The sequence below is a fragment of the Actinorugispora endophytica genome (genome assembly GCF_004363075.1).
Classification (GTDB): Bacteria; Actinomycetota; Actinomycetes; order Streptosporangiales; family Streptosporangiaceae; genus Actinorugispora; species Actinorugispora endophytica.
Genome location: NZ_SNYN01000022.1, coordinates 59126 through 80564, shown reverse-complemented (window position 1 = coordinate 80564; position 21439 = coordinate 59126). Strand labels below are relative to the sequence as shown.

The following is a 21439-nucleotide window of genomic DNA, read 5'->3' as shown; positions in this document are numbered from 1 at the left end:
CCCCCCGAGAACCCGACCGGGCCGCCGATCTCGGGCAGCGCAAGGAGGGCGTCCAGGGCGGCCCGCCATTCCGGGACCGCCTTTTCCACCAGCGGGAGGACGAGCCGGTCGACGATCTCGTCGCTGACCGGCCCACCGGCCGCCAGCGCCCGGAGCAGGTCGGCGCGGGCCTCCTCGGCGGCGGCCGAACGGGGCCGGTCACCGCTCCCGGGGAGCTCGATGGTGGCCGAGGCGAAGCCCTCCGCCGCGGAGTGCCGGGCCCGGGCCACCAGTCGGGGGTACATCGTGCGCAGTCCGCCGGGGTGGCCGACCAGGATCAGCGGGGCTGGCGTGGATGCGGATCCGGGCGTCCACAGGATGCCGGGGATCTCGCCGAGGGTGAACTCGCGCTCGAGGATGCCGTCGTCGAGGCGCTGTTCGGAAGTGAATCGCACGGTCGTGCCTTTCGGGAGTGCTCGTGGACGGCGCTCCCGGACGACCTATCGCCCGACCGTGACCCCGCAGGGGAGCACCCATGTCGAAACGTTCACGGGTACCACCTCCTCGGTCTCTCGCACGGCCTCCGGAAGAGTAGCAGTGGTCGCCGTGGTCCGCCAACAGGTTTTCGCGGAGGCTCCGGGGCCCGTCGCGAGGGCGGTCGCGCCGGGTTCTCGCAGCGGTTCCCCGGCCGGACCCGGGTAGCGGACACGGTCTGACCGCTTCTCCTGCGACCGTGGCCACGGGAAAGGGCCGGGCGGGCCGACCCCCGTGGCCGTCCGTCGGCGGCGGGCGTCCGGCACGGCGCCGCCGGCCCGCCAGACCGCGACACCCGACCGAAGGCAGGGACATGGCAGTGAAGACGCGCGCGCCGGGACGGAACCCCGCCCGGGGAGGCCCCTACCGTCAGGGCGCCGGGACGTCGGGCCCGGGCCGCGGGCACGCCGCGGGGTGGTTCCGGTGACCGTTCTGGACGCCCGGGAGCTCAACCGCGCGACGCTCGCCCGGCAGCTGCTGCTGGACCGCGCCGACGTACCGGCCCTCGACGCCGTCGCGCACCTGGGCGGTCTGCAGGCGCAGGAACCGCAGGAGCCGTTCGTCGGGCTCTGGTCGCGGCTGCGCGCGTTCGACCCGGCGGCGCTCTCGGACCTGCTTGTCCGGCGGGACGTGGTGCGGACCCACCTCATGCGCCGCACCGTCCACCTCGTCGCCGCCGACGACGCCCTGGCCTGGCGGGCCCGCCACGACGCCATGCTGCGCCAACGGGTGCTCGGGGTCTACCGCCGCGAGCTCGACGGGGTGGACCTGGACGAGCTCGCCGCGGCGGTCCGGGCGGTCATGGCCGACGGCGAGCCGCGCTCGATGGCCGGGCTCGCGCGGGCGCTCGCCGGGCGCTGGCCGGCGCCGGGGCCGCGGGCGCTGGGGGAGATGTCGGTCGCCGCCCTCGTCCCGATGGTGCAGCTGCCGCCGCGCGGGCTCTGGCGGGTGAAGGCGGGGGTGCGCAACGTCGTGCTCTCGTCCTGGCTGGGCCGCGAGATCGCCCCTTTGTCCCCGGACCGCTCCGACCCCGCGGGCCAGGCGCTGGTGCGGCGCTACCTGGCCGCGTTCGGCCCCGCGGCCTCGGCCGACCTGCGCGCCTGGTGCGGCCTCGCAGGGCTTCCGGCCGCGGTCGCCGCGTTGCGCGGGGAGTTGGTCTCCTTCCGCGACGAGCGCGGCCGCGAGCTGCTCGACCTCCCCGGCGCGCCGCGCCCCGGCCCCGACACTCCCGCCCCGGTGCGGTTCCTGCCGGCGTTCGACAACGCGATCCTGGGCTACCACGACCGCGGCCGGATCATCGACGACGCCCACCGCGGCCTGTCGGTCGCCGGGGCCCGCGTCGTCCTGGTCGACGGCCGGGTCCGCGCGACCTGGATCGTCGAGGCGGACACCGTGGTCGTCACCCCGCTGCGCGGCTTCTCCCGGGGCGACCGCGACGCCGTCGAGGAGGAAGGCCAGGCGCTGGCGTCGTTCCTCTCCGACGGCGACAGCCACCGCGTGCGGATCGCCCCGCCGCCCTGACGGGCGCCGCGCCCTCGGAGCGCTGACGCGGAACCCCCGACCGAACGGCGGCGGACCGGTGCGGGCCGCGTGGCGTTCGCGTCGACATGACCGCGCGGATGCCGCGCGGCCCTCGACGGAGGGGAGAGACCCTTCCGCTCTCCGGGGCGTCCTCGCCCGCTAGGGGACGGACCAAGTGCGCCGGAAAGCGGCAATGGGCTGGTCAGCGGGCGAGTAGGGAAGCTCCGGCGCGGGGGTGGCTCGGACGCCGGTGCTTCGGTGGGTCTTTCGACTCCGCGCCACGCGGATCGCGAGGTGACGGCGGGCGGGAGCCGGGGCCGCGCCCGTGATGTCCGTTGCGTGAGGGTTCCGTTGACGGTCTTGGGCTTTCTGCCCGTTTCGGGGCCGGGAAGGGCGGAAAGCCCGTGATCATTCCGGGTGAGAGCGGGACCGGCCCTCGAACCGCCGCCTCACGGACATCCGGCGGGGACGCGCGGGCCAAGGGCGCCGCCGCGCACCGGCGACCGCGCGGGCGGGCCGGTGCGAGCCCAGCCATTCGGTGTAGATCGTGTCGAACTCGGGCCTCTTCCCGACGTCGAAGACATCACCGCCGATGCGGCACGCTTGTCACACGACTGACGAAAGAGGCGATATCCACGTGAATGGTGTTCGAGGCAACCTCGTACTGCGACCGAACCTCGGGAAAGGGCTGGCTGTTCTGGCCGTCACACTGGTGGCCTCCATGGCCGTCCCCGCCGCGGCGGTGATCGGCGACGCCCCGGTGGCGCTCGCCGCGACCGTGGGCGCCCTGTTCGCCGCGCTGACCGTCCTGGCGGTCGCGTCCCTGGTCAGCGCCCGGGTCACCCTGACCCCGGACGAGATCGCCGTACGGGGCCTGTTCTCCAACCAGCGCCGGTCGCGCCCGCGCGTCGCGCAGGTGGTGCGCGCGACCATCACCGCGCCGCGCGGGGCGTCCGGCGAGAGCCTGTTCCTGCTCGACGAGCACCGCGGCCTGGTCATCAGGGTGAACGGCGCCCCCTACACGCGTGAGGACCTGGACCGGCTCGTGGACGCGCTCGGCGTGCCGTGCGAGGGCCCCGACCGTCCCGTCGACGCCCGCCAGTTCGCCCGGGCGTACCCGGACCTGGTCTCGCGAGCCGAGCAGCACCCCTACCGGATCGCCTTCGCGGCCATCGCCATCGTGTGCGTCACGATCGTGGCGGTGCTGCTCATCGCGGTCGCGGTGTCCTGACCCGCCACTCCCCGCCGGGCGCGCCCCGCGCGGGTAGGGCGCGCCCGGCGGGGAGTGGTCCTCGGCGTCGGCGTCGGTGTCGGGCAGGTCGTCCGCGACTCGAGATAACTCCACTTGAATCACTGCACTCGAAGTGCTTTACTTGAAGTACTTAAGAGCGGGGAGGGAGTGCGGGATGCGTCGAAACCCGGCCCGACGGGCCGCGCTGCTCGACGGCGCCATCGAGGTTCTCGCCCGGGAGGGGGCGCGCGGCCTGACCCAGCGCGCCGTCGACAAGGAGGCGGCGGTGCCCGTCGGCACCACGTCCAACTACTTCCGCAACCGCGACGACCTGCTCGTCCAGGCCGGCGTCCGCGTCTACGAGCGGCTCAGGCCCGGGGAGGACGCGATCACCGGGATGTTCGACCAGGCGCGGGACGCCGCGTCGTACGGCGCGATGCTGCGGGAGAGCGTCGGCAGGGCCACCGCTTTCCCGTCCGGGCACCTGGCGCTCCTGGAGCTCCGGCTGGAGGCCACCAGGAGGCCGGGGCTGCGCGCGCTGCTCACCGAGCGGGTCCGCGCCGACATTGACGAGAACGTCGCCCGGCACGAGGCCGCGGGCCTGCCCGGCGGCGCGACCGCCGTCCGGCTGATGTACCTGGCCATGAACTGGCTGGTCGTCGAGCAGCTCACCCTGCCGGACGTCTTCACGGGCGCCGAGCGCGAGGAGCTGGTCACCCGGGCCGTGGAGCGCGTCGTCACCCCGTTCCCCACCACCGCGACGTAACCCCCCGACGCCGCCCGCCCCGGGCGGCGCGCCACACCACCGCCCACTGCGGCCGATCGGCAAAGGACCTGCCTTGCGCAAGCTCGTGTACTTCATCGCCTCCACCCTCGACGGTTTCATCGCCGGGCCCGACGGCTCCGACCCCACCGGCCCCGGCGGCTTCTGGACCCCCTCCGAGGACTACATCCGGCACCTCGTCGAGGAGTACCCCGAGACCCTGCCCGGCCCGGCCCGGGCGGCGCTCGGTGTCACCGCCGAAGGCACCCGCTTCGGCACCGTCGTCGAAGGACGCAAGAGCTACGAGATCGGCCTCGCGGCCGGCGTGACCGACGCCTACCCCCACCTCAGGCACCTGGTCTTCTCCCGGACGCTGACCGAGAGCCCGGACCCCGGCGTCGAGATCGTCGCCGACGACCCGGTGGCGGCGCTGCGAGAGCTGAAGCGCGACGGCGGAGAAGACCTCTGGCTCGTCGGCGGCGGGGAGCTGGCCGGCGCGCTGTACGGCGAGATCGACCGCCTGGTCGTCAAACTCAGCCCGCTCACCATCGGCTCGGGCATCCCCCTCTTCGGACGGACCGCGGCCTTCGCGCCCAACGCCTGGGAGCTCGTCGACCACACCGTCCTCAAGGGCGGGGCGGTCTTCCTCACCTACGACCGGCGCCCCGGTGCTCCGGAGTCCTCCGGCAGGTAGGGAGTCTCCGGCGCGGGAGTGGTCCGCGCACCGGTGTCGGGGGTCTCTCGGCCTCGTGCCACGTAGACCGCGAGGCGGCGGCGGGTGCGGGGCGGGGCCGCGCCCGCGGTGTCCGTCTCGTGAGGGACCCGTCGATGATCTCGACGCCGGCGTTCCGCGAAACGGACATCGTGGAACGCCGGCGTCACGGTCATCGGCAGACCCCTCGCCCGGCCCCCGAAACACCCCGCGCCGGAAAACCCCGTAGGCCCTGCGCCCAGGGGGGCGGGGGAGGGGCGAAGCAGCCCGCGGGCGTCAGGAACCGCGAGGGGGGCGCGGTACCGCCGGGACCACCCGCCGCTGCGCGGGGGCACGCCGGCCTGCGGGCCGGCGTGCCGCCGCGCCCGCCGACGGGTCCGGGACGACTCAGGCGCGGCGGACCAGGGCGCGGACGCTGATCACGGCCCCGAGCGCGCACCAGGCCAGCAGCACGGCGAGGTCCTGGGGGCTCGCGTCGTAGCCGTCCGACAGCAGCCCCGCGCGGATCAGGTCGGCGGCGGGCCGGAACGGAAGCACGTCGTGGACCGCCTGGAACCACTCGGGCAGCTGGCTCTCCGGGAAGGTGACCGGTGAGAACAGCATCACGAAGAACACCAGCACCTGGGTGGCGAGCTGGGCCGGCAACGGGGGCAGGAGCACGGCGATCGCGTAGCCGACCACGGCGGCCGTCGCCGCGGCCAGGACGGACGCGGCCACCAGCAGAGGCCAGTCGAAGGTGTAGCGCAAGCCGTATCGCAGCTGTGCCACGACCACCGCGACGGGGACGCCCGGCAGGGCGACGACCAGCCACACCGTCAGGTCGGACAGCAGCAGCAGCGGGCGCGGCACCGGAAGCGCGCGCTGGTAGGCGAACGTGCCGCTGGTGCGCGCCTGCGCCACGCCCTGGGGGACCATGACGAGGCCGATAACCATCAGCAGCACGGTGGGCGCGCCGGTGGACAGGAACCGGGCGGCGGGGGTGTCGATGTCGGGGACGAGGAATCCGAACCCGACGATGATGCCGGCGGCGAGCAGCGTCTGGACGACGACGAACAGCGGCAGCATCGCGCCGATCTGGGCGGTCGTCCAGCGCAGCAGGGTCGTGTAGGCCGTCCAGAGGCCGGTGCGCGGCGGGACGCCGACGGGCACTCGCGCGGGCGGCGCGGAAACGGTCGTCTCAGGCATTGGCGGTCTCCTCCGTGGTGGTGGCGGCGAGGTAGACGTCCTCGAGAGTGGCGGGGGCCAGCGCGTAGCCCTCGATGCGCTCGCCTGAGCGAAGGGCCGTGGCCCAGGCGACGGCGGCCGCGGCGTCGGCCGCGGCGAGGGTCAGCAGCACCCGACGGCCGGCGCGGACGCGTCGGGTGATCGGGATCGGCGCGTCGGTGGGGGGATCGGAGGGGTCGGCGCCGTCCGGGTGCAGCGAGAGCTCGAGTCGCAGGTCGTGGTCGCCGGTCCCGCGGAGCTGACCTGGCGACCCGGAGGCGACGACCTTGCCGCGGTCGAGCACCACGAGTTCGTCCACCACGCGTTCGGCCTCCACGACGTTGTGGGTGACGAGCAGCACCCCCGCGCCGTCGTCGCCGAGTCGGCGGACGGTCTCCCACAGGCGCCGCCGCCGGGCCGCGTCGACATCGTTGGTCGGTTCGTCGAGGACGACCAGCGGCACCGGGGCGACCGCCGCCATGGCGAACGCGGTCAGGCGGCGCACGCCGCCGGACAGTCCGCCGCCGTCCGGTGTGGCCCGCCGGTCGAACCAGTCGCGGATGTCCAGTTCGTCGGCCAAGGCGCGCGCGGCGGCCCTCGCGTCCGCTCCAGACATCCCGCGCAGCCGGCCGGCGATCTCGATCGCCGCCCTGGGTGTCAGGCCGTCCAGCGGCGCCTGCGCCTGGGCTTGGAGCGCCACGCAGCGGCGCGCCGTCGCCGGATCCGCGACCGCGTCCGCACCGGCCACCCGGATCGCCCCGCTGTCGGGTCGGAGCAGTCCGACGACCTGGGACACCAGCGTGGTCTTGCCGGCGCCGTTGTGTCCCAGCAGCCCGACGACCTCTCCCGCCCTGACCCTCAGGCTGACCCGCTCGTTCGCGACGGCCGAGCCGAACCGTCGTGTGAGGTCCTCGACCTCCAGCACCGCGTCTCCCATGGTGATCCTCCCACCCCTCGCCCGTTGAAATACCGACGGTACTAAAGTTCCGTCGGAATTAAAATACCATCGGTATTACCGTGCCGATGGTACGTCAACTAGGATGCGGGCATGGACCGACACCACTCGACGTCCGCGCCCCGGGTGCGGCGGAGCCGCGCCGAGCAGAAGCGGGAGACCCGCGACGCGCTCGTCGTGGCGGCGCTGGTGGCGTTCACCCGTGACGGCTACCACCGAGCGAGCCTGGAGGGGATCGCCAACGAGGCCGGGTTCTCCAAGGGCGCGGTCTACTCGAACTTCGGCGGCAAGGCGGAGCTGTTCCTGGCGGTGATGGACCACAACCTGGAGGCGCTGCGCGGCGCGGACTGGGACCCGTTCGCGATGCCGGAGACGAGTGGCGCCCACGCGCCGGAGCCGGGCTCCGGCGGCGACGGGGACGGGGACGGGGACGGGGACGGTGGCGCGGCGGAGATGGTGCGCGGGTTCGGGCTCGCGACTCTGGAGTTCATCGCGACCGCCGCCCGCGACGACGCGCTCACCCCCCTGCTGCGCGCGCGGGTCCAGGTGATGCTCAACGCCTACGAGCGTGTCGCGGCCGAGAGCCGGCCGGCCGGCGAGGAGCTTCCGGCCGGTGATGTCGCGCAGCTCATGGCAGCGCTCGAGCAGGGAGTGTCGGTGCTCGCGCTCAGCGGCGTCGCCTCCGTCGACGGCGCCCTGCTGCGCACCGGCCTGCGCCGGCTCGTGGCCCCGGCGAGCGCCGCGGACGAGCCGTCACCGGCACGAGACGGCCACGCCTCGCCCCTGCCGGACGTCGAGCAGGTGCGAGGGATGATCCGCGACACCCCCGCCCCCTGAGTCCCCGCGTCACGGACGCGGTCCGCCGCCCGACCCGCCGCCCCCCTTGCGCGCGCGGTAGGCGCGCTGCTGGCAGGCGCGCGAGCAGTAGTCCCGGGGACGGCCCGAGGTGGCGGCTGAGACCGGCGCCCCGCAGACCCTGCAGACATTTTCATCACGCTTTTCGTCACGGATTAGGGTGTCGATTCCGTCCAGCACCCGCTGTAGGCCGAAGTCGAAGGGGTCCGGCGGCGCCTCGTAGGCGCCCTCGCGGTACAGACGGCTCAGCGTGGGATACCGGTCCAGGCGGGCGAAGAGCGAGTCGCGTCCTCGCCACCACTCCTCGTCGCTGACACCGGTGCGGCGCCGCGCGCGCAGCGCCGCCGCCGACTGGCGGGCGGCGCTGTCGACGAACCCGCCCAGGAGGTTGACCGCCGCCACCACCTGCGCGGGGGGAAGCCCGGTGTCCGCAACGGCGCCCAGCGCCCGCTCGAAGACCGCGACCGCGTTGGGCCCGGGCACGTGCCGGGCGTCCTCCGACTCGGCGAGCCAGGGATGCCGCTGGTGGAGAGCCAGTCCGCGCCGCGCCCACGCCTCCAGCTCCGCCCGCCACCCCCCGGCGGCGGACGGGTCGGCCGCGGAGTCCCACCCGCCCATGACCTCGTCGCGCATGAGGGCCACCAGTTCGGCCTTTCCCCGCACGTGCCGGTAGAGCGCCATCGTGGTGAAGCCCAGCCGCTCGGCCAGGCTCCGCATCGACACTGCGGCCAGGTCCTCGGCGTCGGCGAGTTCGACCGCGGCGCGCACGATCCGCTCCAGGCTGAGGCCGCGCCGGGCCCCGGCCCGCCACAGCAGTTCGGTACTTCGCTCCGGATCCGTCAATTGCATCCCCTTTCCTGTATATGCTGTCTACCCAATGTGTACACCGTAGACAGGGGTTCTTGTGATCTTCGTCGACCCTTCGGGGGACGATTCGGGACCGGGCACGTTCGAGCGGCCGTTCGCGACACCGCAGCGGGCCCGCGACGCCGCCGCGCCGGGAACCGTGGTCGTGCTCAGGGCGGGCACCTACCGCCTCACCGACACCCTCCGGCTCTCGGCCGAGCACTCGGGCGTCGTCTACCAGGCCCACGGCTACGGCACCGCCGACCAGGAGGAGGTGGTGATCAGCGGCGGGCGCGCGGTCACCGGGTGGACCCGGGACCCGGACGGGATCCATCGGGCCCGTCTCCCCGGCCCGGCCCCACGCCAGCTCTACGTCAACGGGCGCCGCGCCGAGCGCGCGGCCGTCGCGCTGGAGCACCCCATGGTCCGCACCCCCCAGGGGTACGTCGTCGAAGGCCTTGACCTCCGGTCCTGGCAGGGCGACGTGGAGTTCGTCTACCGGGGCGCCTACCCCTGGTCGGAGGCCCGCTGCCCGGTGGCGCGGATCTCCGCCGACGCGGACTCGGCCGCCGTCACGATGGCCCGGCCCGCCTTCGAGCGGGCCACGCGCCTCTACCACTCGGTCATCACCTGGGACGGGCCCGGCAACGGCGAGTCCCACGGCGTCGACTCGCCCACCCACGCGGAGAACAGCCCCGCCTTCGTCACCGGGGGAACCTTCGCGACGGCCGGAACGGTCGTGTACTACCGCCCGCTCCCCGGTGAGGACCTCGACGAGGTCGTCGCGCCCGTGCTGGAGACGCTGCTGCACGGGCGCGGGGTCCACGACGTCGCCTTCCGCGGGATCACCTTCGCGGAGGCGACCTGGTCCGAACCCAGCACGCCCGAAGGGTTCCTCCACTACCACGGCAACGGCTACCACACCGGCGGCGATCTGCTGACGGTCACGTTCGCCGAGGGCCGGGGGCGGGTGACGGTCCCCGGCGAAACCACGGCCATCCCCGGGAACGTCGTCTTCGAGGACTCCTCCCGGGTCAGGCTGGAGGGCTGCCGGTTCACCCGGCTGGGCGCGGTCGCGCTGGAATTCCGCGGCGCGGGCGCCGACAACACGGTGTGCGACGGCGAGATCACGGAGGTGTCCGGCGGTGGCCTGGTCGTCGGTGAGGGAGCCTGCGGCCACCGGGTCGAGAACAACCGCGTCCACCGCGTCGGGCTCGACTACCGCGGGTCCCCGGCCGTCCTTCTCTCGGGCACCAGCGACACCACCGTCGCGCACAACGAGGTCTACGACGTGCCGCACGCGGGGATCATGGTCTACCCCGGGCGCGGGACCCGTGTGCTGGACAACCTGGTCCACGACACGATGCTGGTGCTGGCCGACGGCGGCGGCATCTACCTGTCCGGGGCGCAGGGCGACCGCCCCTCCAACGGCGCGCTCGTCCGGGGCAACGTCGTCCGCGACACCGTCACCCCCTACAACTTCGGCCTGTACACCGACTACGGCGCGTCCTGGGTGACCGTCGAGGGCAACGCCGTGTACCGGGCCGACGCGCCGGTGGCGCTGAACGTGTCGCCGCCCCTGGAGCACGTGGTCCTCACCGGGAACTTCTGGGACGCCGACCCCGGCGACGCGCCCGAAGGCGTGGTGCTCGCCGACAACACGACGCTGCCGCGGGAGGCGTTCGACGGCGACCCCCGGGTCGCCGTCATCGCCTCCCGCGCCGGACTCCGCCGCGCCCGCGAGAACACCCCCGGCCTGTGACGGGCCGCCTCCGACCGAAACAGAGGAACCCGTGACGGACGAGACCACCATCCCGATCCTGCCGTGCGCGGACATCGACGAGACCGCCGACTTCTACCGCCTGCTCGGCTTCGACACGACCTACCGCCAGACCCGCCCGAACCCCTACGTCATCGTGCGGCGCGGCGGGATCGAACTGCACTTCGCCGCGATCGCCGGCTTCGACCCGGAGCAGTCCTACGGCTCGTGCGTCGTCGCCGTGGCCGACACCGCCGCGCTCTTCGAGGAGTTCGCCGCGGGCATGCGCGCCGCCCACGGGAAGCTCCTTCTCTCGGGCATCCCGCGGATCACCCGCCCGCGCAGGCGCAAGAACACCGGCAACGCCTCGGGGTTCACCGTCGTGGACCCCGGAGGCAACTGGATCCGCGTCTTCCGCCGCGGAGACGAGCCGCACGGCGATGACGGCGCCGCCGCGGGCGGGCCGCTCGCGGCGGCGCTGGAGAACGCGGTCGTCCTCGGCGAGTCCAGGGGCGACCACCGCCAGGCCGCCAGGATCCTCGACGGGAAGCTCGCCCGGCACGACGGCTCCGCCCCGGTCACCGTGCTCGTGGAGGCCCTCGTCTACCGGGCCGAACTGGCGGTCCGCCTCGACGACCCCGACCACGCCGGACGGCTGCTGGACCGGGCCCGGAGCACCGCCCTGGACGACGCCCAGCGCGAGCGGCTCGCCGACGCGCTGGCCAACGCCGCGGAGCTGGAAAGGGGGCGGACAGGATGAGCCGGAAAGCGGCGATGGGGGCCGGCCCGTCAGGCGCCGATGTCCTGGCGACGACGGGCAACCGGGCCGTCCAGGCGCGCTGGCCTGAGGGGCGCCGTCCCGGTCCGCTGGCTGCTTATCCTTGTGTCCATGACGATCCAGCCTTCGGAGCCCTCCCCGCGCCCTGCTCCGTCAGATGGGCTCCGCGCCTCTCACGACGACCGGGAAGCGGTGGTGGAGCAGCTGCGCGACGCGGCAGCCGAGGGGCGAATCGACCTCGATGAGCTGGACTCGCGCCTGGAACAGGCGCTGAAGTCCAGGACCCACGCCGAGTTGGCCGTCCTGACCGCCGACCTGCCGAGGCCGGACTCCCCGGGGGACCGGCCGCCGCTGGTGCTCAAGGGCGGCGTGTACGGGGCGTCTCTGGGCCCCGGCCGCTGGGAGGTCCCCGGGCGCGTGATCGCCCACGGAGGCATGGGAGGAGCGAAGATCGACTTCACCCGGGCCGAGTGCCGCCTCACGGAGATCACGGTGGAGGCGTACGGGGAGACCGCCGGCGTCACGGTCGTCATCCCCGACGGCTGGGCCGCGGACACCAGCGGCACGGACCCCGGCATCGGCGGCCTGAGGGACAAGACCACGCCCGACCGGCTCCCGGGAACCCCGCTGATCCGGCTCACCGGATCCGGCGGCATGGCGGGGGTCACCATCCGCCACCCCAACCGCCGGGAACGGCGCAAACTGGACGGCAACCCGACGCGGGGCTAGGGAGGCTCCGACGCGGGGGCGATTCGGGGCTCTGCCGGGGCGGGGTCCCCTCAGGACCTGTTACGACGAGCGGCGACGGCGGGCGGGGCCGGAGGCCCGCGCGTCCCCGCCGGATGTCCGCTGCGCGGCGGTTCGGGGGGGCGGTCCCGCCCTCCCGGAACGATCACGGGCTTTCCGCCCTTCCCGGCCCCGAAACGGGCAGAAAGCCCAAGACCGTCAACGGAACCCTCACGCAACGGACATCACGGGCGCGGCCCCCGCCCGCCGTCGCCGCCCGCCGTGACCCCGCGATCCGCGTGGCGTGAGGCCGAAAGACCCACCCGAAGCACCGGCACGCCAACCACCCCCGCGCCGGAGACTCCATAGACGGTACGGGGGAGGGCCCCACTCCTTGTCGGGGGAAGCCGGATCCGGCGCTGAGGGCGTGCAGCCCCACCGGTCGGTGGCAGCGCGTGTCCGGGGAGTTCGGCCTCATGCCGCGCGTCCGAGCGCGCGTCATCGAGCACGGCAGCGGCACCGGCCCCAGGTCGCGGTGTTTCGGCCCGGCCGACGGGTTCACCCGCATCGACCGTGAGCACGGGCACACGCAGGGGCCCTCGACCACTTCCTCAACGAACGGCAGCGGACCGGGAAGTGTGAGCCGGGTCACATCTGGATGGACGCCCGCATGCTCGGCGGCTTCGACGGCGCCGACAAGCACGTCACGGACCACGGGACGCTCACCGCAGGCGATACGCTGGGCCCGTGATGCGCAAGAGGGCGAGCGGACGGCGGCTCTTCGCCGTGCTCGCCGCTTCCGCGGTGCTCGTCTCGGGGTGCTCGGGGGCGGTCGACCCGGAGAAACTGCCCGGTGTGTACCGCAGCGGCGACGGCGGGCAGATCGAGCTCACGGCGGAGGGCACGTTCTCGGCCACCGGTGTGACGACGGGCGAGGGCGCGGCCCCGGTCGATTTCAGCGGCAGCTGGGAGTACGAGGATCCGGGCACTTCGAGCGACTTCGTGTACTTGGGGGTCGAGGACGGCGGGCTCGGCATGACCGGCGGGATCCAGCTCTATGTGGACGACCAGGACACGCTGTACTTCCAGTCCGATCCGGACGGGCAGGTCACGCAGGAGCTCCACAGGACGAGCTGAGCGGCCTGACGGCGCAGGGCGGTAAGGTCGCGGAGTTTTCCTCCGCGCTCTTCTCCTTGTCCTGGCGGTCGCGGTGCAGGACGTCGGGGATGTGCCCGCTGCCGCGCACCAGGCGGAACGTCTGGGAGATGCGCACAGCGCCGCGCGTACGCGAGCGGATCGGAGCGGGGTTATGCGCCCTCCTTGTATGAGTTGCCCACCGAGCGGCTTTCCCAGGCGCGAGTACACCGGGCGGGTGTGCTGAAGACCCCGGCGGACAGCGCCGGTGAGGCATACGAGAGGGAAGAGGCGCCCCTGGTGTCCCGCGCCTGAAGTCCGTGGGCCGGGTCGCCGAGGTTTTCCCGTACTCGGCGCGGCGAAACGGGTGACCGGACCGGTCAGGAATCGAGAAGCGCCGGCCATCGGGCGGCGGCTAGCGTTGTCGCCATGGAGATCACCATCCACACGGGCTTCCTCCCGCACGACGACCCGGACGCGTCCGCGGCCTTCTACCGCGACGCCCTCGGCTTCGAGGTCCGCGGCGACGTCGGGCAGGGCAGGACGCGCTGGATCACGGCCGGCCCCGCTGGCCGGCCCGACACCTCCATCCTCCTGGCGCCGCCGGCCTCCGACCCCGGGACCACCGAGGACGGGCGCCGCACCATCACCCGGGTGATGGCCAGGGGGACCTGCGGCTGAGTCATGCCGGCCGCCAAGGTGCGGGCCGGCGGCGCCGAGTCGTCCAGGAGCCGACCGAGCAGCCGTACGGCGTCCGCGGCCTTCTCGGGAAACCTGGCCCGCATCCGGCAGACGCGCTGAGCCGCCCGGCCGAGGACCCGGCCGCGACCCGGACCGGACGGACTCCGTGAAGGGGCCCGCACCCCAGCAGACAACCCCCGAACAGATGGAGACACGATGAGCACGACCACGGGGACGGACACGCGGCCGCACGCCCCGCACGCCGCCGACGGCCACGACCTGATCCGCGTGCACGGCGCGCGCGTGAACAACCTCAGGGACGTCAGCGTCGAGATCCCCAAGCGCCGGCTGACGGTGTTCACCGGCGTCTCCGGCTCGGGCAAGAGCTCGCTGGTGTTCGGCACGATCGCCGCGGAGTCGCAGCGGATGGTCAACGAGACCTACAGCGCCTTCGTGCAGGGCTTCATGCCGACGCCGGCGCGGCCCGAGGTCGACGTGCTCGAAGGGCTGACGACCGCGATCATCGTCGACCAGGAGCGCATGGGCGCCAACCCCCGCTCCACCGTCGGCACCGCCACCGACGCCAACGCGATGCTGCGCGTCCTCTTCAGCCGGCTCGGGCGGCCGCACATCGGCTCGCCCAACGCGTTCTCGTTCAACACCGCCTCGGTGCGGGCGAGCGGCGCGATCACCGTCGAGCGCGGGAACCGCACGACCGTGAAGCAGACTTTCGACCGCGTCGGCGGCATGTGCGCGCGCTGCGAGGGCACGGGCCGCGTGACCGACATCGACCTGTCCCAGCTCTACGACGACGGCAAGTCGCTCGCCGAGGGCGCGATCACCGTCCCCGGCTACAAGACGGACGGCTGGTGGACGGTGCGGCTCTTCAGCGAGTCGGGCTTCGTCGACCCGGACAAGCCGATCCGCGACTACACCGAGCAGGAGCGCCAGGACTTCCTCTACCGCGAGCCCACCAAGGTGAAGGTCAACGGCGTCAACCTCACCTACGAGGGGCTGGTCCCCAAGATCCGCAAGTCGTTCCTCTCCAAGGACCGGGAGGCGATGCAGCCGCACATCCGGGCGTTCGTGGACCGGGCGGTCACCTTCACCGCCTGCCCCGAGTGCGGCGGCACGCGTCTCAGCGAGGCGGCCCGGTCGTCGCGGATCGGCGGGGTCGGCATCGCCGACGCGTGCGCGATGCAGATCAGCGACCTGGCCGGATGGGTCCGCGGCCTCGACGAGCCGTCGGTGGCGCCGCTGCTCGCCGCACTGGGGCGGACCCTCGACTCGTTCGTGGAGATCGGGCTGGGCTACCTCTCGCTCGACCGGCCGGCGGGCACGCTGTCGGGCGGCGAGGCCCAGCGCGTGAAGCTGGTCCGCCACCTCGGCTCCTCGCTCACCGACACCACCTACGTCTTCGACGAGCCCACCATCGGCCTGCACCCCCACGACATCCAGCGGATGAACGCCCTGCTGCTGCGACTGCGGGACAAGGGCAACACGGTGCTCGTCGTGGAGCACAAGCCGGAGGTGATCGCGATCGCCGACCACGTCGTCGACCTCGGCCCCGGCGCGGGCGCGGCGGGCGGCACCGTCTGCTTCGAGGGCACCGTCGAGGAGCTGCGCTCCGGCGCCACGCTCACCGGCCGCCACCTCGACGACCGGGCGACGCTCAAGGAGACGGTGCGCAAGCCGGCCGGCGCGCTCGCGATCCGGGGGGCGAACGCGCACAACCTGCGCGACGTCGACGTCGACATCCCGCTCGGGGTGCTCGTCGCCGTCACCGGCGTCGCGGGTTCGGGCAAGAGCTCGCTGCTCCACGGGTCAATGCCCAAGGACGCCGGGGTGGTGTCGGTCGACCAGGCGGCGATCCGCGGTTCGCGCCGGAGCAACCCGGCGACCTACACCGGGCTGCTCGACCCGATCCGCAAGGCGTTCGCGAAGGCCAACGGCGTGAAGCCGGCGCTGTTCAGCGCCAACTCCGAGGGCGCCTGCCCCGACTGCGGCGGCGCCGGCGTCGTCTACACCGACCTGGCGATGATGGCCGGCGTCGCCACCCCTTGCGAGGAGTGCGAGGGCAGGCGGTTCCGGGCGTCCGTGCTGGAGTACACCCTCGGCGGCCGCGACATCGGCGAGGTGCTCGCGATGCCGGTGGCCGAGGCCGTGGAGTTCTTCGGGGACGGGGAGGCGCGGATCCCGGCGGCGCACAGGATCCTGGTCCGGCTCGCCGACGTCGGGCTCGGCTACCTCGGCCTCGGCCAGCCGCTCACCACGCTGTCGGGCGGCGAGCGGCAGCGGCTCAAGCTGGCCGCGCACATGGCCGGGAAGGGCGGCGTCTACGTCCTGGACGAGCCGACCACCGGCCTGCACCTCGCCGACGTCGAGCAGCTGCTCGGCCTGCTCGACCGGCTCGTCGACTCCGGCAAGTCGGTCATCGTCGTCGAGCACCACCAGGCGGTCATGGCGCACGCCGACTGGATCATCGACCTCGGCCCCGGCGCCGGCCACGACGGCGGCCGGATCGTCTTCGAGGGCACCCCCGCCGACCTCGTCGCCGCCCGCTCCACCCTCACCGGCGAGCACCTCGCGGCCTACGTCGGCGCCTGACCGCGGCCCCCGCGGAGGCCGCGAGGCGGGTTCCCTCCCCTGTCTCGGCCGCTTTCCCCCGTTCGGCGTACAGTGCGCCGGGGAAGGCGTGCGGCACGACCGGGGTCGTGCCGTCGGGGCGCCGGCCGAGGCCGGGATCCACGAGCGCAGGGGGTGGCGGGGTGCGTGTGCTGTCGTCGACGGCGGGGAGGCGCGGGGACGCGGTGCAGGACCGTGAAGGGGGTGGCCGGTGACGGACGCCGACGTGGTCATCGCGGGCGCGGGCCCGGCCGGCCTGATGCTGGCCGGTGAACTGCGCCTGGCCGGGGTGCGGCCGCTGGTACTGGAACGGCGGCCGCGGCCCGGGGACATCCCCAAGGCCAACGGCCTCGGCGGGCAGATCCTGCGGCTGCTGCGCTACCGAGGTCTGCTGGACCGGTTCGAAGCGGCCGCTGCCGGCCCCGGCCACCCGGCCTCCCGGTTCCCGTTCGGCGGCGTGCACTTCGACCTCTCCCACCTGGAGGACCCCCCGCTGCGGGGGCTGACGCTCCCGCAGCCGCGGCTCGAACGCCTGCTCGACGAGCGCGCCCGGGAACTCGGCGCCGACATACGCCGCGGACACGAGGTGGTCGGGGCCGGTCAGGACGACGCCGCGGTGACCGTGGACGTGCGCGGCCCGGACGGGCCGTACCGGGTGACCGCCCGGTACCTCGTGGGCTGCGACGGCGCGCGCGGCCGGGTCCGCGACGCGGCCGGCATCCCGTTCCCCGGCACCACCTATCCGGAGGTCAACCGGCTCGGCCAGGTCACCGTGCCCGACTCGGTGACCCGGCTGGGCGACGGCGACCTCGACGTCCCCGGGCTGGGCAGGGTCCGCGCGGGCCGCTTCACCCGGACCGGTCGCGGTGTCTTCGGGCTCGGGTGGCTCACCTCCGAGGTGCTGCTCGTCTCCACCACCGAAGACGGTCCCGCCGAACCCGACGACGCGCCGATGACCCTGGCCGAGCTCGGAGACAGCGTCCGCCGCGTGCTCGGCGCGGACCTTCCCCTGGGGGAGCCGATCCGGCTGTCGCGCTTCTCCTTCCAGGCCCGGCAGGCCGAACGGTACCGCGACGGGCGGATCCTGCTGGCCGGGGACGCGGCGCACCTGTTCCCCGCCACGGGCGTGGCGCTCAACGCCGGCCTGCTCGACACCGTCAACCTCGCCTGGAAGCTGGCCGCCGCCGTCCACGGCTGGGCGCCGGCCGGCCTGCTGGACACCTACCACCGCGAACGCCACTTCGCCGGCGCGCGTACGCTGCTGCACACCCAGGCCCAGGTGGCGCTGAGGCGCGGGGACGACCCCGCCGCCCAAGCGCTTCGGGAGGTCTTCCTGGAGCTGTTCGCCGACGAGCAGCCGCTGCGCCGCATCGGGGCGCTCGTCGCCGGCGCCGACATCCGCTACCCGCTGCCCGGCGCCGACCACCACGCCTTGACCGGCGCGTTCGCACCCGACCTCGCCCTGCGCGCCGGCCGGGGCGCGAGCAGCGTCGCGGAACTCATGCGCACCGCGCGGCCGGTCCTCCTGGTCCTCGCCGACCGCCCGGACCTTCGCGAGGCCGCCCGGGGCTGGCGGCCCCGCGTCGACGTCCACACCGCCGGAACCGGCCACCGGCCGGCCGACGCCCTCCTGATCCGCCCGGACGCCCACGTCGCCTGGGCGGCGGCCGTCGGCGAACCCGCCGCAACCGCCGTGCCCGCGCTGCGCGGAGCGCTCCGCGACTGGTTCGGTGTCCCCTCGTGACCTCTCCGGGGTCCCGGAGGCGGTCGAAACCCCGGAAAGGCCACGACCGGCGGGAGGGGGCGCGGCCTACAGCCAGTCGTGTTCCCGCGCGTACCGCGCCGCCTCGTGCCGGGTCCGGCTCTGGGTCTTGCGCATCGCGTTGGAGAGGTAGTTGCGCACCGTGCCTTCCGCCAGGTGGAGCCGGGCGGCGATGTCGGCGGCCGAGTACCCCTCGCCGGTCGCCCGCAGCACGTCGGCCTCGCGGTCGGTGAGCGGGCAGTCGTCGATGACGGCGAGCGCGGAGACGTCCGGGTCGATCCACCGCCTGCCCTCGTGCAGGACGGTGAGGACCCAGGCGATGTGCGCCGGTTCCGCGGACTTGCTGACGAAGCCCCGGACCCCGAGCTTCAGGGCCTTGCGCAGCACGCCGGGCCTGGCGTGGCGGGTCAGCATGAGGACCACCTGCTCCGGCAGCTCGCGGCGGATCTGCGCGACGGCGCCGAGCCCGTCCACACCGGGCATCTCCAGGTCGATGACGAGCACGTCGGGCCGGTGGCGCAGCGTGGCCCGCACCGCCGCCGCGCCGTCCTCGGCCTCGGCGAGCACGGTGACCTCGCCCTCGAGCGGGAGCAGGGCGGCCAGCGCCTTGCGCAGCAGGGCCTCGTCGTCGGCGAGCACCACGGTGGTCAACGGTCGTCCTTCCTCGTCGTGGGGGGCTGTTCCGGGGAAGGGCGCGAAAACGCCGCGGCCGTCAGGAACCGCCCGTCCCTCTGTTCCACCGTCAGCTCGCCGCCGCTGCCCGCCACCCGTTCGCGGAGGGCGGCGAGCCCCCTGAGCTCCGGAAGCGGGGCCTCCCGCACGCCGTCGTTGACGATGGTGATGCCCCTCCGCGAGAGGGTGATCCGCACCTGCCCGGCCTGGGCGTGGCGCAGGATGTTGGTCGTCGTCTCCCGCAGGACCTGGCCGAGCAGCTCGCCCGCGTGCGCGTCGGCATCGGCCTCGCGGTCGACGCGCACGCGGATGCCCGCGGCCTCGAAGAGGTTCTTGGCGTTCTCCAGCTCCGCGGACAGGTTGAGCCGCCGTTGCGCGTAGGCGAGCTCCCTGGTCCGGGTGATGGTGTCGCCGACCAGGGTGTGGATCTCCTCGAGCTCCTCCTCGGCCCGCCCGGCGTCGACGCGCACCAGTCTCCGGGCCAGCGCGGTCTTCAACTTCACCACGTGCAGCGTGTGGCCCTGGATGTCGTGCAGGTCGCCGGCGAAACGCACGCGCTCCCGGGCGACGGCCAGTTCCGCCTCGCGTTCCCGCGCCTCCTCCAGCTCCCCGATGAGGCCGTGGACCGCGTGGCCCAGGGTGGCGAGGACGACCCCTCCCGCGGCGACGCACGGGGAGACGAGGACGTACTGGACCAGGATGTCGACCGCGTCCTCGCGCGCCACCGCCAGTTTCGCCGCGATCACGGCGACGGCGGCGGCGGCGGTTCCCGCGATCACCGCCCGCCGGTGGCGCGGCAGCTCGAAGACGACGATGGTGACCACGATGGCGAAGCCGTAGGACGCCGCCGTGCTGTGCGCGCCCAGCACTCCGAAGAGCCACACGGCCGCGGTGACGACCAGCGCGGGGAGCGCGGCGCGGGGGAGGCGGCCCACGGTCCACCGGCTGACGGCCACCAGGGTCGCGGACAGGCTCGCGCCCATGAGGAGCGCTTCCCACCAGGAATCGGCGTCGATCGCCACCAGCAGCGCCCCGACGGCGGAGATCGAGCCGGAGACGATGTCGAGGTGGAGTCTGCGCAGCCGGCCCTGTGTCGCCTCGGTCTGCTCGGACGTCATGCGGGCCCCCTCCAGGCTCGTGTCCACGGCCACCACGCGCAGACCTCCGTCCCGGACACGGGCGGGCGGCGCGTCCGCGCGGGGACGCCCCGCGTGGTCGGGCGCCGGGCGCGCGCCCCCAGTCTGCTTCCGCTCCGCCGCGTCCACCAGTGACACCGCGTCATGGGTTCGCCCTCGGAAACGTCACGGGAGAACGGTGACGCGGCCCCACTGCCGGGGACGGCGCCGGTGGGCGACGGTGGCGTCGTGTCCTCGACACCGGTGACCGGTGTCGGCCACTTCGACCTCCGACACAGGCAACCTGGAGCCCGTCACCATGACGACCGACCATACCGAAGGCCCGCCCTCCACATCCGACACCGGAACCCCGGCGCGTTCGACCCCGGTCGCGGAACGCGCCCTGGCACCGGACCTCGCCCGCGGCATGATGCTGCTGCTCATCGCCCTGGCCCATGTGCCGTGGTTCGTCTACGACGCCCCCGCGGGCACGGCCCTGCTGCACCCCGCCGACGGGAACGTCGCGGACAGGATCGCCCAGGCCCTGACCCTGGTCGTCGTGGACGCCCGGACGCACACCATGTTCGGCTTCCTCTTCGCCTACGGCATCGGGCAGACGTACGCCCGGCAGAGGTCGCGCGGCACGAGCCCGCAGCAGGTCCGTGGACTCCTGCGCCGGCGGCACCTGTGGATGCTCGTCTTCGGCGCGGTGCACGCCCTCCTGCTGTGGCAGGGCGACATCCTGGGGACCTACGGCCTCATCGGCCTCGTCATGACGCCGCTGTTCTTCGGCCGGAGCGATCGCACCCTCAAGGTCTGGGTGGTCGTCCTGCTGGTCATGGGCGCCCTGATCACCGTCCTCACGATGGTCTCCGCCCTCGTGGCGCCCCCGGCCGGGTTCGTGGCCGCCGACCTGCAGAGGCTCAGCATCGCCGAGACCGGCTACCTGCTCTCCGCCGTGATCCGCCTCCCCACCTGGTTCTTCGGTCTGTTCTCCGGTCTGTTCACCCTCGCCCTGCCGACGGCCTTCCTGATGGGCCTCCTCGCGGCACGCCACCGGGTCCTGGACGAACCGTCGCGCCACCTGCCGCTGCTGCGCCGGGTCGCCGCCGTGGGCATCCCCGTCGGGTGGGCCGCCGGAGCGGTGCTCGCCCTCCAGCACGTGGGCGCCGTCGACACCGGCTACGAGACGGTGCTCTCCACGGCGCACTTCTTCACCGGGATCTTCACCGGGGTGGGCTACGCCGCGCTCTTCGGGCTCGTCGCGCACCGGATCACCACCCGGGGCGCCCGCGACAGCCTCCCCGTCCGGGGACTGGTCGCCCTCGGCCGCCGTTCCCTCAGCGGCTACCTCGCCCAGTCGCTGGTCTTCGCCCCGTTCCTGGCGGCCTGGGGGCTGGGCCTGGGCGCGCACCTGTCGAGCTGGTCGGCGGCGCTCGTCGCCCTCGCCACCTGGGCGGCCACCGTGGCGGCGGCGCTCCTGATGGACCGTGCGGGGGTGCGCGGCCCGGCGGAGACCCTGCTGCGCGGGCTGAGCTACCGCCGGCCCCGCCCGGTCCGCGCCGCAGGGACCCGGTAGGGGGCCTTG

17 protein-coding genes and 2 pseudogenes are annotated in these 21439 nt (G+C 74.0%); 13 read left to right on the top strand and 6 right to left on the bottom strand.

The window, feature by feature from the left end:
* Window positions 1-434: pseudogene (locus EV190_RS19415) on the bottom strand (alpha/beta hydrolase); the annotation flags it as partial.
* A gap of 502 nt (window positions 435-936) precedes the next feature.
* Between EV190_RS19415 and EV190_RS19405 the strand changes: the two are divergent.
* From EV190_RS19405 to EV190_RS19390, 4 genes are all read left to right on the top strand, one after another.
* Window positions 937-2034 (top strand): winged helix DNA-binding domain-containing protein, encoded by a 1098-nt coding sequence (locus EV190_RS19405; RefSeq protein ID WP_133743019.1) that lies wholly within the window; start codon window positions 937-939, stop codon window positions 2032-2034.
* Window positions 2035-2671: 637 nt separating this feature from the next.
* Window positions 2672-3265 (top strand): hypothetical protein, encoded by a 594-nt coding sequence (locus tag EV190_RS19400; RefSeq protein ID WP_133743018.1) that lies wholly within the window; start codon window positions 2672-2674, stop codon window positions 3263-3265.
* A 175-nt stretch (window positions 3266-3440) separates the two neighbouring features.
* Entirely contained in the window at window positions 3441-4031 is a 591-nt protein-coding gene (locus EV190_RS19395; protein ID WP_133743017.1) for a TetR/AcrR family transcriptional regulator, read from the top strand.
* A 73-nt stretch (window positions 4032-4104) separates the two neighbouring features.
* The gene (locus tag EV190_RS19390) at window positions 4105-4722 is read left to right on the top strand and encodes a dihydrofolate reductase family protein (protein WP_133743016.1); all 618 of its coding nucleotides are present in this window, start codon (window positions 4105-4107) and stop codon (window positions 4720-4722) included.
* 405 nt (window positions 4723-5127) lie between these two features.
* Here the strand turns inward: EV190_RS19390 and EV190_RS19385 are convergent, their stop codons facing one another.
* A complete protein-coding gene (locus tag EV190_RS19385; protein WP_133743015.1) occupies window positions 5128-5925 on the bottom strand; it encodes an ABC transporter permease in 798 nt (265 codons plus the stop codon).
* Window positions 5918-6880: an ABC transporter ATP-binding protein gene (locus tag EV190_RS19380; RefSeq protein WP_133743014.1), complete on the bottom strand. Its 963-nt coding sequence runs from the start codon at window positions 6878-6880 to the stop codon at window positions 5918-5920. The genes EV190_RS19385 and EV190_RS19380 overlap by 8 nt, the downstream gene beginning before the upstream one ends.
* Window positions 6881-6991: 111 nt before the next feature.
* Between EV190_RS19380 and EV190_RS19375 the strand changes: the two genes are divergently transcribed.
* A complete protein-coding gene (locus tag EV190_RS19375; RefSeq protein WP_133743013.1) occupies window positions 6992-7735 on the top strand; it encodes a TetR/AcrR family transcriptional regulator in 744 nt (247 codons plus the stop codon).
* A 9-nt stretch (window positions 7736-7744) separates the two neighbouring features.
* Here EV190_RS19375 and EV190_RS19370 read toward each other — a convergent pair whose 3' ends face one another.
* Window positions 7745-8602 carry a TetR/AcrR family transcriptional regulator gene (locus EV190_RS19370; RefSeq protein ID WP_133743012.1) on the bottom strand — a complete coding sequence of 286 codons (858 nt, stop codon included), beginning with the start codon at window positions 8600-8602 and terminating at the stop codon, window positions 7745-7747.
* Between the two features lie 55 nt (window positions 8603-8657).
* Between EV190_RS19370 and EV190_RS19365 the strand changes: the two genes are divergently transcribed.
* The 7 genes and pseudogenes from EV190_RS19365 (at window position 8658) to EV190_RS19335 (ending at window position 18046) form a co-directional block, all read left to right on the top strand.
* The gene (locus EV190_RS19365) at window positions 8658-10361 is read left to right on the top strand and encodes a right-handed parallel beta-helix repeat-containing protein (RefSeq protein WP_133743011.1); all 1704 of its coding nucleotides are present in this window, start codon (window positions 8658-8660) and stop codon (window positions 10359-10361) included.
* Window positions 10362-10392: 31 nt separating this feature from the next.
* Window positions 10393-11118: a VOC family protein gene (locus tag EV190_RS19360; protein ID WP_133743010.1), complete on the top strand. Its 726-nt coding sequence runs from the start codon at window positions 10393-10395 to the stop codon at window positions 11116-11118.
* Window positions 11119-11247: 129 nt separating this feature from the next.
* Window positions 11248-11865, top strand: a complete 618-nt coding sequence (locus EV190_RS19355; protein WP_133743009.1) for a DUF1707 SHOCT-like domain-containing protein — start codon at window positions 11248-11250, stop codon at window positions 11863-11865.
* 747 nt (window positions 11866-12612) lie between these two features.
* Window positions 12613-12999 (top strand): hypothetical protein, encoded by a 387-nt coding sequence (locus tag EV190_RS19350; RefSeq protein WP_243742682.1) that lies wholly within the window; start codon window positions 12613-12615, stop codon window positions 12997-12999.
* Window positions 13000-13425: 426 nt separating this feature from the next.
* Window positions 13426-13847: pseudogene (locus EV190_RS19345) on the top strand (VOC family protein).
* A 46-nt stretch (window positions 13848-13893) separates the two neighbouring features.
* The gene (locus EV190_RS19340) at window positions 13894-16284 is read left to right on the top strand and encodes an ATP-binding cassette domain-containing protein (protein WP_133743007.1); all 2391 of its coding nucleotides are present in this window, start codon (window positions 13894-13896) and stop codon (window positions 16282-16284) included.
* Window positions 16285-16513: 229 nt separating this feature from the next.
* The gene (locus EV190_RS19335) at window positions 16514-18046 is read left to right on the top strand and encodes an FAD-dependent monooxygenase (RefSeq protein ID WP_133743006.1); all 1533 of its coding nucleotides are present in this window, start codon (window positions 16514-16516) and stop codon (window positions 18044-18046) included.
* Window positions 18047-18112: 66 nt separating this feature from the next.
* Here the strand turns inward: EV190_RS19335 and EV190_RS19330 are convergent, their stop codons facing one another.
* Together EV190_RS19330 and EV190_RS19325 are read right to left on the bottom strand one after the other, a co-directional pair.
* Window positions 18113-18715, bottom strand: coding sequence for a response regulator transcription factor (locus EV190_RS19330; protein WP_133743005.1), 603 nt, complete (start codon window positions 18713-18715; stop codon window positions 18113-18115).
* On the bottom strand, window positions 18712-19854 hold the full coding sequence (locus EV190_RS19325) for a sensor histidine kinase (protein WP_133743026.1): 1143 nt from the start codon (window positions 19852-19854) through the stop codon (window positions 18712-18714). The genes EV190_RS19330 and EV190_RS19325 overlap by 4 nt, the downstream gene beginning before the upstream one ends.
* Before the next feature lie 316 nt (window positions 19855-20170).
* Between EV190_RS19325 and EV190_RS19320 the strand changes: the two genes are divergently transcribed.
* A complete protein-coding gene (locus EV190_RS19320; protein ID WP_133743004.1) occupies window positions 20171-21430 on the top strand; it encodes a DUF418 domain-containing protein in 1260 nt (419 codons plus the stop codon).
* Window positions 21431-21439 lie beyond the last annotated feature (9 nt).

Coding starts and splice junctions, on each gene's coding strand:
- EV190_RS19350 (WP_243742682.1), top strand. CDS start 12,613: ATGCGCAAGAGGGCGAGCGGACGGCGGCTCTTCGCCGTGCTCGCCGCT.
- EV190_RS19380 (WP_133743014.1), bottom strand. CDS start 6,880: ATGGGAGACGCGGTGCTGGAGGTCGAGGACCTCACACGACGGTTCGGC.
- EV190_RS19395 (WP_133743017.1), top strand. CDS start 3,441: ATGCGTCGAAACCCGGCCCGACGGGCCGCGCTGCTCGACGGCGCCATC.
- EV190_RS19320 (WP_133743004.1), top strand. CDS start 20,171: ATGACGACCGACCATACCGAAGGCCCGCCCTCCACATCCGACACCGGA.
- EV190_RS19355 (WP_133743009.1), top strand. CDS start 11,248: ATGACGATCCAGCCTTCGGAGCCCTCCCCGCGCCCTGCTCCGTCAGAT.
- EV190_RS19385 (WP_133743015.1), bottom strand. CDS start 5,925: ATGCCTGAGACGACCGTTTCCGCGCCGCCCGCGCGAGTGCCCGTCGGC.
- EV190_RS19375 (WP_133743013.1), top strand. CDS start 6,992: ATGGACCGACACCACTCGACGTCCGCGCCCCGGGTGCGGCGGAGCCGC.
- EV190_RS19370 (WP_133743012.1), bottom strand. CDS start 8,602: ATGCAATTGACGGATCCGGAGCGAAGTACCGAACTGCTGTGGCGGGCC.
- EV190_RS19325 (WP_133743026.1), bottom strand. CDS start 19,854: ATGACGTCCGAGCAGACCGAGGCGACACAGGGCCGGCTGCGCAGACTC.
- EV190_RS19340 (WP_133743007.1), top strand. CDS start 13,894: ATGAGCACGACCACGGGGACGGACACGCGGCCGCACGCCCCGCACGCC.